Consider the following 13,099-nt stretch of genomic DNA (forward strand, 5'->3'; position numbering starts at 1 on the left):
GTGGAACCACAGTGGGTGCCCAGCGATCAGGACATCGCCGAGGCACAGGTGACCAGCTTCGCGCTGTTCGTCGAGAAGCGCACCGGGCTGTCCCTGCCGGACTATCGAGCCCTGTGGCAGTGGTCGGTGGACGACCTGCCCGGCTTCTGGGGCGCGATCTGGGACTACTTCGATCTCGGCGAGCGCTCCGACGAGGTGCTCGGGAGCACGGAAATGCCCGGCGCGCAGTGGTTCCCGGGCACCACGCTGAACTATGTCGAGCAGGTGATGCGGCAGGTCCGCGACGACCGGCCCGCCATCCTGTCCGTCGACGAGACCGGCGAGATCACCGAGATCTCCTGGGCCGCACTGATCGCCACCGCCGCCGCCTTCGCCCACACCCTGCGCGCGCTGGGCGTCGGACCCGGCGACCGGGTCGCGGGGTACCTGCCGAACATCCCCGAGGCCGTCATCGCCTTCCTGGCCACCGCCAGCATCGGGGCCGTCTGGAGCGCCTGCGGCCAGGACTACTCCGCCCAGGCCGCGCTCGACCGGCTCGGGCAGCTGGAACCGAAGGTGCTGGTCACCGCCGACGGCTACCGGTTCGGCGGCAAGGCGCACGACAAGACCGCCGATATCGCCGCCTTGCGCGCCGGACTGCCCTCGCTGGCGGCGACCGTGCTGGTCCCGCGTCTCGGCCTCGAGGTGCCCGGCACCCTGGCCTGGGAGAGCGTCGATCCCGGTGACGAGTTCGTCGTGCTCCCGATCGAGGAGGTGGATTTCGCACACCCGCTGTGGGTGCTGTACTCCTCCGGCACCACCGGCAAGCCCAAGGGCATCGTGCACGGGCACGGCGGCGTGCTGCTCGAGCACCTCAAAGCCGTTGCCGTGCAATCGGATATCGGCCCGGACGACACGTTCTTCTGGTACACCAGCCCGAGCTGGATGATGTGGAACTTCCAGGTCGCCGGACTGCTGGTGGGCGCGACCATCGTCTGCTACGACGGCAGCCCCGCCGCGCCGACGCCGGATGCGCTGTGGCAGTTGGCCTCCCGCACCGGCACGACGGTCCTCGGCACCAGCCCCGGCTATGTGCTGGCCTGCGCCAAGGCCGGATCCGTGCCGCGCACCGACCACGATCTGTCCGCCCTCCGGCTGGTCGGCATCACCGGCTCCGCGCTGCCCCCGTCGTCCTCGCTGTGGCTGCGCGACAACGTCGGCGAGCAGGTGCCGGTGGCCTCGATCAGCGGTGGCACCGATGTGGTGTCCGCCTTCATCGGCGGCGTCCGCACCGTGCCCGTCTGGCCCGGCGAGCTGTCCGCCCCGTACCTCGGCGTGGCCCTGGACGCCTGGGACGAGCAGGGCAATCCGGTGCGCGACGAGGTCGGCGAACTGGTGATCACCAAGCCGATGCCGTCGATGCCGGTGTCCTTCTGGAACGATCCCGACGGCTCCCGCTATCGCGACGCCTATTTCGAGATGTTCCCCGGTGTGTGGCGGCACGGCGACTGGATCACCATTACCGAACACGGCAGCATCGTGGTGCACGGCCGCTCCGATTCCACCCTGAACCGGCAGGGCATCCGGATGGGCAGCGCCGATATCTATACGGCGGTGGAACGCATACCGGAAATTACCGAGGCACTGGTCATCGGCGCCGAACAACCGGACGGCGGCTACTGGATGCCGTTGTTCGTGGTGCTGACCCCCGGGGCCGAATTGACCGACGAGCTGCGATCCCGCATCAATGCGACCATTCGCGCCGAAGTGTCCCCGCGACACGTGCCGGACGAAATCATCGCGGCACCCGGCATTCCGCATACTCGCACCGGCAAGAAATTGGAAGTGCCGATCAAGAAACTGATCCAGGGCGCCGAGGTGTCCACGGTGGTGGCACCCACGGCCGTCGACGTTCCCGAACTCCTGGACTGGTACGCCGCGCGCAAGCCGAAGTGAGGTGGGTCAGTGTGCACCGGGCAGGCGACGACGCCCGGTGCACACTTCCGACGCCAAATCCTCATAGCCGACCGCCAATTCGGCCAGGTGCTCCCAGGCTATGGTGAGTTCCCGGCCGGATTCGCGCGCCAGCGCCGCATAGGCGGTGGCGGTGAACCGGGCCAGCCGATCGATGACCGCGCCCAGGGTTTCGGTGTGTACCCGGGCCGCGCCGTGTGACGGCGGCAATTGCGCGGTCACCCAGCAGTCGATCTGATGCACCAGGTCCGTCCGGATGGTGTCGAGTTCGATCAGCTGGGCCGGTTCGGCACTGAGCAGGCGCTCGTGCAGCGCGGTCAGGTCGTGCGCCGCGCGTAGTAGTGGATGACCGGGCTGACCAGAACCTCGACAAGCCTCAAGGACCTGGTTCTTGGATGGCAGTGTGTCCCTCATCGCGACTCCTATAACGCGACCTGCGAATTCCCAGCACGTTAGTCAGCGCAGATGACAGGGACGTGTCTGCCGGTTCAACACCCCACTTCGATTCCGCTATTGGAAGCTCGCCGTACCCGTTGGGCAAACGGTGAGATCACGCCGTGGCGCCGCCGTCGATCACCAGATCGTGGCCGATGACGAAAGCGGATTCCGGGGAGGCCAGCCACACCACGGCCGCCGCGATCTCCGCCGGATCCCCGACCCGGCCCAGTGGAATTGCCGACGCCATGCGCGCATCGCGATCCGCGCGAGTTTCCCCCGGGCGGAAGGACATTCGCGTATCGGTCGCCCCCGGGCTGACCGCATTGATGCGAATACCGTCGCCGATATGGTCACGCGCGGCGGTCTGGGTCAGCACACTGACCGCCGCTTTGGAGGCCGCGTAGGCCGCCAGACCAGGACGGCGCCCGTGCGCGCCGATATTCGAGGCCATATTCACGATGACGCCGCCGCCATTGCCGCGCATATGGGCGATCTCGTGTTTCATGGACAGGAAGACGCCGGTCAGGTTGACATCCAGCACCCGGTGCCAGTCGGCATCCTCCAGCTCGCCGACCGGGGCGGGCGTGCCCAGAATTCCGGCATTGTTGAAGGCCACATCCAGGCCGCCGTGCCGGCGCACGACCTCCTCGATCATGGCCGCGACCTGGTAGCCGTCGGTGACGTCGGCGACCACCCAGTCAACCGTGCCGGCCGCCGGCCGAACTCGTCCGGCGGCGTCGGCCAGCTGCTGCGCATCACGGCCTGCCAGCACGACCGTGGCGCCGAGATCGGCGAAGGCCTGGGCGGTCGCGCCCGCGATCGTGCCCGCGCCGCCGGTGATCAGCACAGTTTTGTCATCGAATCGGGTGGTCATGACAGTTCGAAGCTCCTTTTCGGAATGATCGTTCTCGAATATGGACAGTGGAAAAGGTTGTGGATGAATGGGAAACCTGTTCAGCCGAGCACGGATACGGCCACGCGGGCCGCATCCTGCAGGCGTGCAGCCGAATCCGGCGTGCGCTCGATGACGCGGACTCCCTGGAAGAAGACGAGAAGGAATCGGGCGAGTGCACGCGGGTCTGAGTCCGCCGCCAGTTCGCCCTGCGCGCGGGCGCGCAGCAGCGCGGAAGTCAATGTCGTCTCGAGGTGCGCCCAGCTGGACTCCACGAGCCGCGCCACCGCCTCGTCGCAGTGCGCCAACTCGACCGCGCTGTTCACGACCAGGCAGCCCAGAGATGAATCGGGACTGGATGCTTCGCGGACGAACCGCTGCACGAGTCCGCGCACCGCTGGCAGAACCGGACCCGGCTGCGACAACTCGTCCATGATCACCGGATCGGTGGTCTCGAGGTAGCGCTGAAGGGCCTTCAGGTAGAGGTCGCGCTTGCCGCCGAAGGTCGAGTAGATGCTCGCCCTGGCAATCCCAAGGTGCTCAACCAGATCCGACATGGACGTCGCCTCATAGCCGCGCTCCCAGAACAATTCGAGAGCCCGGCGGAGCATGGTGTCCGGATCGAACTCCTTGGTCCTCGCCATGGCACGGACACTACGGCTTTCAAGACCAATCGGTCAAATATGGCGGGCTCGGTGGATCGTGCCGAAGCAGGCCTGAATATCGGCCACATGCGCCCGGGGAACGTCCATGGCCAGGAAGTGGTTGCCGGTGTTGCCCTCGGGCCAGTGCACGATGGTGTTGTCGCGGTCGGCGAGCCGGCGCATGAGCGGCGAGCCCCCGGCGTACACGCCCACCGGGACCAGCTTCTGGCCGGTCGGCCATGCGAAACCATGGTCGCCCAGTCCGTTGTACATGGGCCAGGACGAGGTGGCGGCGGTATCGGAGAACCAGTAGACGCTGACATTGGTCAGCAGCTGGTCGCGGTCCACGGCGTCCTCCAGCCGGTCGGCCAGCGGGGAGAACTCGTCGAACTTGTGGACCAGCCACGCGAGCAGGCCGATGGGGGAGTCGGTCCAGGCGTGCGCGAACGTCTGCGGCGCCTGGCGGAGCAGGACATGGTGATTCACGCCGGACTGCCACTTCTGCATGAGATCCCACTCGGCGCGTTCCTCGGCCGTCATGGTCGGGACGTCCGCCTCGGTGGGCAGGCCGATGCCGCCGTCGATGTGCACCCCGACCAGGTGGCCGGGGGCGGCGATCGCCATCTCCTGCACCACGCACGCCCAGATCCCCGCCCTGCGCGCCGTAACGGTCGTAACCCAGGCGGGCCATGAGCTCCACCCACATGCGGGCCACGTGCCATGGCCGCAGGCCCGGTTCGCGCGGCGCCGCCGAGAACCCGAAACCCGGCACCGACGGGATCACCACGTGGAACGCCTGTGCCGACTCTATGCCGTGCGCTCGCGGATTCGTCAGCAGCGGAATGGTTTTCGTGAACTCCACGAAACTGTTCGGCCAGCCGTGGGTGAGGATGAGCGGCAGCGCGTCCGGGTCGTCCGAGCGCACGTGCAGGAAGTGCACGTCCAGCCTGTCGATCTCGGTCAGGAACTGCGGGAGCTCATTGAGCGCCGCTTCCTGTGCGCGCCAGTCGAATTCGGTGCGCCAGTATTCGGCCAGCTCGCGCAGATAGGCCACCGGGACGCCGCGCTCCCAGCCCTGTCCCGGGAGTTGCCGGGTCCAGCGGGTCCGCGCCAGCCGGTCGAGGAGGTCATCGAGATCGGACTGCGGGATGGCGATGCGGAACGGGCGGATATCGGTGCTGGTCATGGTGACTCCTGACGTCGGGCGGACGATCCGCTGACCACGGTAGGAGTCATATAGGACTATTCTCGTCCTACTTCGAGCGGAGGATGGCGGGTATGAGCGACACGTCGGCACGACTGCTGCGGCTGCTGTCGCTGCTGCAGACCCCGCGCGAATGGCCCGGCAGCGAACTCGCCGAACGTCTCGGCGTCACCGATCGCACCGTCCGCCGCGACATCGACCGCCTCCGCGATCTCGGCTACCCCGTCGCGGCCACCATGGGCGCCACCGGCGGCTACCGGCTGGTCGCGGGGGCCGCCATGCCGCCACTGCTGGTCGACGACGAGGAGGCGGTCGCCATCGCGGTCGGCCTCCGGGCGGCCGCGGGCTCCGCCATCGCCGGCATCGAGGAGGCGTCCGTCCGCGCGCTCGCCAAGATCGAACAGGTACTGCCCGCCAAACTGCGCCGCCGGGTGCGAGTCCTGGGAGCCGCCACCGTCCCGCCCCGCTCCGGTGCGACCCCCGTCGACCCGGAGCTCCTCACCGCCCTGGCCGCAGCCGTGACCAACCGGGAGCGAATCCGCTTCGCCTACGCAGCGGCCAACGGCGCCGAAACCCGGCGCAACACCGAGCCCGTCGGCCTGGTCCCCCACCGGCACCGCTGGTACCTGGTCGCCTTCGATCTCGACCGCAACGACTGGCGCGTCTTCCGCGCCGACCGAATCCACCGCCTCCAGCCCACCGGCGCCCGCTTCACCCCACGCGACCTCCCCGCCGCCAACCCCGCCGCCTACGTAACCGGCGAACGAACCGACTGGGGCACCCCAACCCTGCACTTCCAGGTCGACATCGCCGCCCCGGCCGAAGCCGTAATCGGCCGCCTGGGCGAAGGGCCCGGCGACATCGTCCCGCACGGACCAAACACCTGCACCCTGAACATGTCCCGCGACGACCTCCCCGAATGGGTAGCACACCGCCTCCTGGAGCTGGGCGTCGAATTCGAAGTGCACAGTCCCTGCCAACTAACAGACGAGCTGCGAAAGATCCGCGATCGCGCCGCCCGCGCAATAGAAGCCAAAAGATAAAAGGACCAAAACCCAAAAGATCAAAAGATTGAAAGACAAAGATGCCTGGAGAAGGGAGGGGGTCGGGCTCACGTCCGCGCCTACACCTACCAGCCCCCTCACCTTTGAAGCCGCATGTGGGGTTACTGCAGGACGTATTCCTTCAGATCACCGGGTTGGGGTCGCCACATGATGGTTGTCGGCGTCTTGGTGGCGGCAGTGGCGATTGAGATCGGAGAAACCGTGGCAGGAATGTCGGTGCGGGCGTTCGGCGTTCGGAAGACGAGGCAAACCACACTCCCCGGTCCCTGCGCACGCCGGCAAGACATGCGCAGCTGGGAATCATGCCGCTCGTGAACCCCACCTTCGGCAACTCGATTCGATCGCAGTGGCGACCTGCTGGCCCACGTGATGTCTGTCGTTCACGCGAGGAATGCCGGTGGGATCAAGACTCTTCGGTGCAATCCATCCGGTGCGTCCCCGGTAGGGGGAATCTTTGCCCATGACAACGGTTTTCCAGCCGTCGGGACTGTCGTTGACCAGTGCGTGGCAGTGGTCGCAGGCCAGGGTCAGATTGGTCAGGTCGGTGGGGCCGCCTGTGGCCCAGTCGGTGATGTGGTGGACTGCGCACATCGAGGCGGGTGCGTCGCATCCGGGTCGGGTGCAGCCCTTGTCGCGGGCGATCAGGGCCAGGCGCTGGGCCGGGGTGGCCAGTCGCTGGCAGCGACCCAGGTACAGCGGCAGCCCGTCGGCGTCGAGGACCGCCAGTACCGGGCGGGTGCCCTCGGCCATCTTCAACGCCTCGTTGATGCTCACGTGGCCGCCCGAGGCGGTGGTCGCGACCCCGGCCCCACGCTCGAGATCCGCGACGGACATGGTCAGGATGGCCTGCACCGGCAGGCCCCGGTGGGAGCCGAGCTTGGCGGGGTCGACGCCGGGCCGCAGCAACGCGAACAGCGCGTCGTGGGTGCGCTGACCGGCGTCGCGGCGGTCGCGGCGGGCGGCGGCCTCGAGGGCCTTCGAGTCGATGACAGCGGCAGTGGCGGTGGGGCTTTCGGGGTCTTCGAGGTTGCACATGCCCGGGCGCGCGAACTTCGCGAACACGGCATCGAGCAGGGCACGCAGTTCCGGGGTGATCCACCCTTCGATCCAGGACATGCCATCGATGCCGGGGCGGCACAGCATGATTCCCCGCTTGCGACGGCGGTCGGCGTCGGAGACGACCTTGCCGTCGGGGTCGACGCGGGCGAGGATGTCGCGGCCGATCTTGGGCAGGTCATCGGGCCAGCCGATCCGCGAGTGACCGACCAGAATGTGCTCGGCTTCGGCGCGGGTCTCGCCGGGGATGTCGGTGGGCAGGTGGTTCATCACGTCGATGATGTTGCGGACGCGGTCGCGTGAGATGTCGCCTGTCTCAAAGGCTTCGGCGGTCTCGGCCAAGGTGGGCGGACGCAGGTGGCCAGTGGGTTCGAAGAACTCGCCGCATTGGCGGGTGATCTTCACCCGCACCGACGCTTCGTATTTCGACAACCCGAGTGTCTGGCGCAGGAACGGCACCAGGTCCCCGGCTCCACTGGTTTCGGGCAGGGAGCGATTCGCGGCTTCGATGATCAGGCGTGAATCGAGCGCCGACAGTTGGCGTTTGCAGGTTTCCAGGCGCTGCATCAACTCCACGACATCGGCATCGGAGAATTGCCTCAGGCTGGTGTTCGAAAGGGTCTGGACTGCGGTCGCCAATTCGGCGATACCGCAGCTCTCCAGCGCTTTCCCCTTCGAATTCATACCTCTATGCTATCGCTTTCGCTATAAGATAGGAATCCGAATTGTCCAGTATCCCTGTATATTTCAGGCCGCCAATGCCGATTTCTGTTGTGTAAGAACGCCATCCACCATTCGGTACACGCTGTCCATCTGATCCAAATGCGACAGATCGTGCGTCACCAGCAACGTCGACGCTCCATGCTCCCGAACGATCCCGACGATCAGATCGATGATGGCCGCCCCGCGCTCCTGATCCAGCGCACTGGTCGGCTCGTCGATGACCAGCAGCGACGGGTCGTTCATCAGGGCGCGCGCGATGTTCACCCGCTGCCGCTGTCCGCCCGAGAGCTGAGCCGGCCGCTTGTTCTCGTGCCCCGAGAGCCCCACGGCCGCCAGCAGATCCCGTGCGCGCGAGCGAGCTGCGCGCCGCTTGGCGGGTGAGACGAACCAGCTCTGCCCCAGGTGCACCATGGCCTCGAGCTGCTCGACGGCGGTCAGCGCCGGGACCAGATTGGACTGCTGGAACACGATGCCGATCGAGCTGCGCCGCAGGGTCGCGGCGTCACGTCGGCTCAGCGAGGCGAGATCGATGGTGCCCGTGGCGGTTTCGAGCTCCACCCGCCCCGAATCCGGGCGCAGCAGGGTGGAGACGGTGGCCAGCAGGGTCGACTTGCCGGAGCCCGACGGCCCGGTGATGGCCGCGATCTCGCCGCCGCCCACGCGCAGGTTCACGTGGTCGAGGGCGGTGATGCGGTCCGTGCCGTCCGGGAAGGTGAGGGTCAGATCGGAGACGGTCAGTGCGTTGGTCATCGCAATGCTCCTGGGAGGCAAGGGGAGTGTGGTCATCAGCGGGCCTGGTTGAGGGCGGTGAGGGGATCGGTGGTGACGAGGAAGCGCAGTGCGAAGGCCGCGCCGAGCAGACCGAGCGCGATCAGCGCCGCGGCCGGGAACAGCGTCGTGCTTGCACTGAGCACGAAAGGCACTGCGCCGCCCATGAATACGCCCGCCACGGCGGTCAGGCCGACACCGATGCCGACACCGAGCAGCAGCACGATCAGCGCCTGGCTCAGGGCATCCCGGATCAGGGAGCCGGTGGTCGCGCCCAGCGCCTTCAGCGTCGCGATGTCCGGCTGCCGCTGCACGGTCCACACCGTGAAGAACGCCCCGATCACCAGCGCCGAGATGGCGAACAGCATGACGGTCATGAGGGTCAGCGAACCGTTCTCGGCCTGGTACGACGACATCGCGGACAGGGAGTCCTTGCTGCTGGTCGTGGTGGTGTGCGCCGACGCGTTCACCGCGGACTGATCGCTCACGCCGGACACCGCGAGGATGGTGGCCGCGCCCGCGTGGGGGTTGAGGGACTGCCAGTCCGCCAACGTCATCCACACCACGGGGGTGTGCGCGTACCAGTCGTCATCGGTCACGCCCTGCACGGTGTAGGAGGCCGCGCCCAGCTCGACGGTGTCGCCGGCCTTGGCGTCGAGGTCCTTGGCGGCGGCCTTGGACAGGATCACCGAGCCCGGATCGGTTGCCACGCGCTTGCCGAAAGGCGTGCCCTGGACGCCGAACAGTGCCACCTGGGTGGGCGACGCGCCATCGAGGGTGGCGCGGGTGCGGCTGATGCCGATCGGATCGACGGTGCCGCCCGCCGCCTGCCACGTCTGCACCTGCTCGGTGCTCAAGGTGGAGGCGTCGAAGGAAGGGGAGGACCCGGTGTCGGAGAAGACGACCGTGCTCGTGTTGAGGGACTGGATGGCGGAGATGTTCTGGTGCGCCAAGCCGGCCGTCAGGCCGCTGAGAAAGCTCACCAGCAGCGCGACCAGCGTGACCACCAGGGAAATGAGGAGGAAGCGGCCGCGGGCGGCCCGCAGATCTCTGAGTGCGACGAACATGATTCCACTGTGTCGTCGCGGACCTCGAAAACCATCGTCGAGCAGGACGGTTCCCGGACCAGCCAAGGGTGGGGCGGCGATTCCTACTTTCGATGGATGCCGCGGCAATAGCCGGGCATAAGCTGGTCGCGTGCACCGCTCGCCACTCACCCCGGTCTTCTCCGCCCTGCAGGCGGGACTGCATGTCATGGTGGTGGCGCTCACCATCGTGGTGGGGGTGCAGGAGTTCCTGACGGGTTCGCATCGGGTGCTGGTCGTGGTGCTCGCGAGCGTCTTTCTCGGCGTCTACTTCGCCGGCGGCCGGTTCCGTCGCGATCTTCCCGCGGCGCGGGTGTGGCTGGGCCTGTTGACGCTGCTGTGGCTGGGCCTGGTGATCGTGGCTCCGCTGGCGGTGTACCTGGTGTTCGGACTGTTCTTCCTGTATCTGCATCTGCTGCCGCGCAATTGGGGGCTGCTCGCGGTGGCCGCGGCCACGGTGGTGTCGGTGGTCGGGTACGCCGCACACCGCGGCTGGACGGTGGCGGGTGTGATCGGCCCGCTGCTCGGCGCCCTGGTCGCGGTGGCCATCGGGCTCGGCTACCAGGCGCTGTTCCGGGAGGCCGCCGAACGGCAGCGCCTCATCGACGAATTGCTCGCCACCAGAAACACTCTCGCCGAACAGGAACGCACCGCCGGCAAGATGGCCGAGCGGGAGCGCCTGGCCCAGGAGATCCACGACACGGTTGCCCAGGGCCTCAGCAGTATTCAGCTGCTGCTGCACGCCGTCGAGCGCGCCGCCCCGGATCATCCCGCGCTGGAGAAGATCCGGCTGGCCCGCGAGACCGCCGCCGACAGCCTGGTCGAAACCCGCCAGCTCATCGCGGAACTCACGCCCGCCGCACTCGAGGGCCAGTCCCTCGCCGGTGCGCTGCACCGCATTGCCGAGCGGGCCGCCGCGCCCGGCCTGGATGCCCAGGTGCTCGTCGAGGGGGAGCCGCAGGCGCTGCCCATGTCCATGGAGGCCGCCCTGGTCCGCATCACCCAGGGCGCGGTCTCGAATGTGGTGCGGCACGCCCACGCTCAGCGCATGCGGGTCACCCTCACCTACGCCGATGACGCCGTGCACCTGGACGTGGTCGACGACGGCGTCGGCATCGATCCCGCGGTGCTGGCCGAATCCCCTTCCGGCAGTTTCGGTCTCAATGCCATGCGCAGCCGGGTGGAGCAGCAGGGCGGCACCATGGATGTCGAATCCGAGCCCGGCCACACCGCGGTCACCGTCTCCTTCCCCCTGGAGGAGCAGCCCACCGTCCCCTCGGAGCAGAAATGATCCGCATCCTCCTCGCCGACGACCACGCCATCGTCCGCGCGGGCCTGCGCGCGCTGCTGGACTCCAGCGTCGCCGAAACCGATTGCGACGATATCGAAGTCGTGGGCGAGGTGGCGACCGCCGAAGAGTCCGTGGCCTTCTGCTCCACCACCCCTGTCGACCTGGTCCTGATGGATCTGCGCTTCGGCCCCGGCAAGTCCGGCGCGGACGCCACCGCGGCCCTGCGCGATCTCCCGAATCCGCCGAATGTCCTGGTGGTCACCAACTACGACACCGACGCCGACATCCTCGGCGCGATCGAGGCGGGCGCGGTCGGCTACATCCTCAAGGACACCCCGCCCGCCGAACTGCTGGCCGCCGTCCGCTCGGCCGCCGAGGGCGAGAGCGTCCTGTCGCCCTCGGTCGCCTCGCGTCTCATGACGCGAGTCCGCAAGCCCGACACCACCTTGAGTCCCCGCGAGATCGAGGTCCTCCGCCTGGTGGCCGACGGCCATTCCAACCGGGAGATCGGCAAGCGCCTGTTCCTCTCCGAGACCACCGTGAAATCCCACCTGGTCCACATCTATTCGAAGCTCGGCGTCAAATCCCGAACCTCCGCCGTGGCCCGGGCTCGCGAGCGCGGGGCCATCTGAGGTCGTACGGTGTCGCCCATGGCCTCACTGTCCGATCAGCGTGTACGCGACTTCCTGACCGAGGGCACCCGGACCGGCAAGCTCGCCTTCGTGGCGAGCGACGGCCGCCCCCTGGTGGCGCCCGTCTGGTTCATCCTCGAAGGCGACGAGATCGTCTTCAACACCGGTAGGGACACGGCCAAGGGCCGCTCGATCCGGCGCGACGGCCGACTGAGCCTCTGCGTGGACGTCTCCACACCCCCGTACTCCTTCGTTCAGGTCCAGGGTGTGGCCGAAGTCTCCGAGGACCCGGACGAACTCCTCCGCACCGCCACCGACATCGCCGCCCGCTACATGGGTCCCGACCGCGCCGACGAATTCGGCAAGCGCAATGCCGTCCCCGGCGAACTCGTGGTCCGCCTCCGCCCGACCAAGATCGTCACCGACTTCTCGGTGAGCGGCTGATCGCGGTGCCGGTGGCGGCCGGGCAATTCGGCTGAGCGGGTGTGCGAGACTCGGCCGATGACAGTGCACTTCATCGGGGCCGGGCCGGGGGCGGCGGATCTGCTGACCGTACGGGCGGTCGAGCTGCTGCGGCGGTCGCCGGTGTGCCTGTACGCGGGGACCTATCTGGATCCCGAGGTGCTGGGGCACTGCGCGCCGGATGCCGAGCTGATCGATACCCAGCGGCTGGATCTGGACGAGATCATCGCGCACTGTGCGCGGGCACACGCCGAGGGCAAGGACGTCGCGCGGTTGTGCTCGGGCGATCCCTCCTTGTATTCCGCGCTCACCGAGCAGAAGCGCAGGCTGGACGCCCTGGGAATCCCCTGGGACGTGACGCCCGGGGTGCCGGCGTACGCGGCCGCCGCGGCGCTGCTGGGTGCGGAGCTCACCGTGCCGGAGCAGGTGCAGTCGGTGGTGCTGACCCGCACCCGGGCGCGGTCGACCGCGATGCCGGAATCGGAGGCGCTGGCAAATTTCGCGCGCACCCGGGCGACCCTGATCCTGCATCTCGCCATCACCCGGATCCGGACCCTCGCGCAGGAGCTGGTCCCCGACTACGGCGCGGACTGTCCGGTCGCGGTGGTCTACCGCGCGACCCAGCCTGAACAGCAGGTTCTCCGGGGCACCCTGGCCGATATCGCCGATCGCGTGGAGGCGGCCGGACTGCGGCAGGCGGCCGTGATTCTGGTCGGTCCCGCATTGGCCGAAACCCTGAACTGTGCCCAGTCGCATCTGTACGATCCTGCTCGCGATAGGTCGCACATCACTGGCTGAAAGTACGAAATGCGATGATAGTTAAGGGCTATGGCCCTTTCTTATTGTCGCTTGCACGCTGACGGTAGATTGGACCGAGTGTCCGTCAC

The 13,099-nt window shown here is 67.8% G+C and carries 13 protein-coding genes and 1 pseudogene; 6 read left to right on the top strand and 8 right to left on the bottom strand.

Annotation, left to right across the window (positions count from 1 at the left end; all coding sequences use genetic code 11):
• Positions 1–1,935, top strand: coding sequence for an acetoacetate--CoA ligase (locus tag ACWEQQ_RS43285; protein WP_452352338.1), 1,935 nt, complete (start codon positions 1–3; stop codon positions 1,933–1,935).
• Positions 1,936–1,941: 6 nt separating this feature from the next.
• Here the strand turns inward: ACWEQQ_RS43285 and ACWEQQ_RS43290 are convergent, their stop codons facing one another.
• The 5 genes and pseudogenes from ACWEQQ_RS43290 to ACWEQQ_RS43310 all read right to left on the bottom strand — a co-directional run.
• Positions 1,942–2,367, bottom strand: coding sequence for a DUF4254 domain-containing protein (locus ACWEQQ_RS43290; RefSeq protein WP_433563353.1), 426 nt, complete (start codon positions 2,365–2,367; stop codon positions 1,942–1,944).
• A 136-nt stretch (positions 2,368–2,503) separates the two neighbouring features.
• On the bottom strand, positions 2,504–3,265 hold the full coding sequence (locus tag ACWEQQ_RS43295) for an SDR family NAD(P)-dependent oxidoreductase (protein WP_452352339.1): 762 nt from the start codon (positions 3,263–3,265) through the stop codon (positions 2,504–2,506).
• Positions 3,266–3,345: 80 nt separating this feature from the next.
• Positions 3,346–3,927 (bottom strand): TetR/AcrR family transcriptional regulator, encoded by a 582-nt coding sequence (locus ACWEQQ_RS43300; protein ID WP_452344789.1) that lies wholly within the window; start codon positions 3,925–3,927, stop codon positions 3,346–3,348.
• Between the two features lie 33 nt (positions 3,928–3,960).
• Positions 3,961–4,551, bottom strand: coding sequence for a hypothetical protein (locus ACWEQQ_RS43305; RefSeq protein WP_452352340.1), 591 nt, complete (start codon positions 4,549–4,551; stop codon positions 3,961–3,963).
• A gap of 76 nt (positions 4,552–4,627) precedes the next feature.
• Positions 4,628–5,113 (bottom strand): annotated as a pseudogene (locus ACWEQQ_RS43310) (epoxide hydrolase family protein); the annotation flags it as partial.
• Between the two features lie 92 nt (positions 5,114–5,205).
• Between ACWEQQ_RS43310 and ACWEQQ_RS43315 the strand changes: the two are divergent.
• Complete coding sequence (locus tag ACWEQQ_RS43315) at positions 5,206–6,174, top strand: helix-turn-helix transcriptional regulator (RefSeq protein ID WP_452352341.1); 969 nt, start codon at positions 5,206–5,208, stop codon at positions 6,172–6,174.
• Positions 6,175–6,495: 321 nt separating this feature from the next.
• Here the strand turns inward: ACWEQQ_RS43315 and ACWEQQ_RS43320 are convergent, their stop codons facing one another.
• The 3 genes from ACWEQQ_RS43320 to ACWEQQ_RS43330 all read right to left on the bottom strand — a co-directional run bounded on the left by ACWEQQ_RS43320 (position 6,496) and on the right by ACWEQQ_RS43330 (position 9,809).
• Entirely contained in the window at positions 6,496–7,935 is a 1,440-nt protein-coding gene (locus ACWEQQ_RS43320; protein ID WP_452352342.1) for a DUF222 domain-containing protein, read from the bottom strand.
• Between the two features lie 63 nt (positions 7,936–7,998).
• The gene (locus tag ACWEQQ_RS43325) at positions 7,999–8,724 is read right to left on the bottom strand and encodes an ABC transporter ATP-binding protein (RefSeq protein WP_452352343.1); all 726 of its coding nucleotides are present in this window, start codon (positions 8,722–8,724) and stop codon (positions 7,999–8,001) included.
• Between the two features lie 35 nt (positions 8,725–8,759).
• Entirely contained in the window at positions 8,760–9,809 is a 1,050-nt protein-coding gene (locus ACWEQQ_RS43330) for an ABC transporter permease (RefSeq protein ID WP_452352344.1), read from the bottom strand.
• A 130-nt stretch (positions 9,810–9,939) separates the two neighbouring features.
• Between ACWEQQ_RS43330 and ACWEQQ_RS43335 the strand changes: the two genes are divergently transcribed.
• Genes ACWEQQ_RS43335 through cobM form a run of 4 tightly spaced genes read left to right on the top strand, consistent with a single transcriptional unit; the run spans position 9,940 to position 13,010 of the window.
• Positions 9,940–11,118, top strand: coding sequence for a sensor histidine kinase (locus ACWEQQ_RS43335; protein ID WP_452352345.1), 1,179 nt, complete (start codon positions 9,940–9,942; stop codon positions 11,116–11,118).
• Entirely contained in the window at positions 11,115–11,750 is a 636-nt protein-coding gene (locus ACWEQQ_RS43340) for a LuxR C-terminal-related transcriptional regulator (RefSeq protein ID WP_033090529.1), read from the top strand. The genes ACWEQQ_RS43335 and ACWEQQ_RS43340 overlap by 4 nt, the downstream gene beginning before the upstream one ends.
• Before the next feature lie 18 nt (positions 11,751–11,768).
• Positions 11,769–12,194, top strand: coding sequence for a PPOX class F420-dependent oxidoreductase (locus ACWEQQ_RS43345; RefSeq protein WP_452352346.1), 426 nt, complete (start codon positions 11,769–11,771; stop codon positions 12,192–12,194).
• 57 nt (positions 12,195–12,251) lie between these two features.
• A complete protein-coding gene (gene cobM / locus ACWEQQ_RS43350) occupies positions 12,252–13,010 on the top strand; it encodes a precorrin-4 C(11)-methyltransferase (RefSeq protein WP_452344781.1) in 759 nt (252 codons plus the stop codon).
• Positions 13,011–13,099 lie beyond the last annotated feature (89 nt).

The sequence above is a fragment of the Nocardia sp. NPDC004123 genome (genome assembly GCF_053603795.1).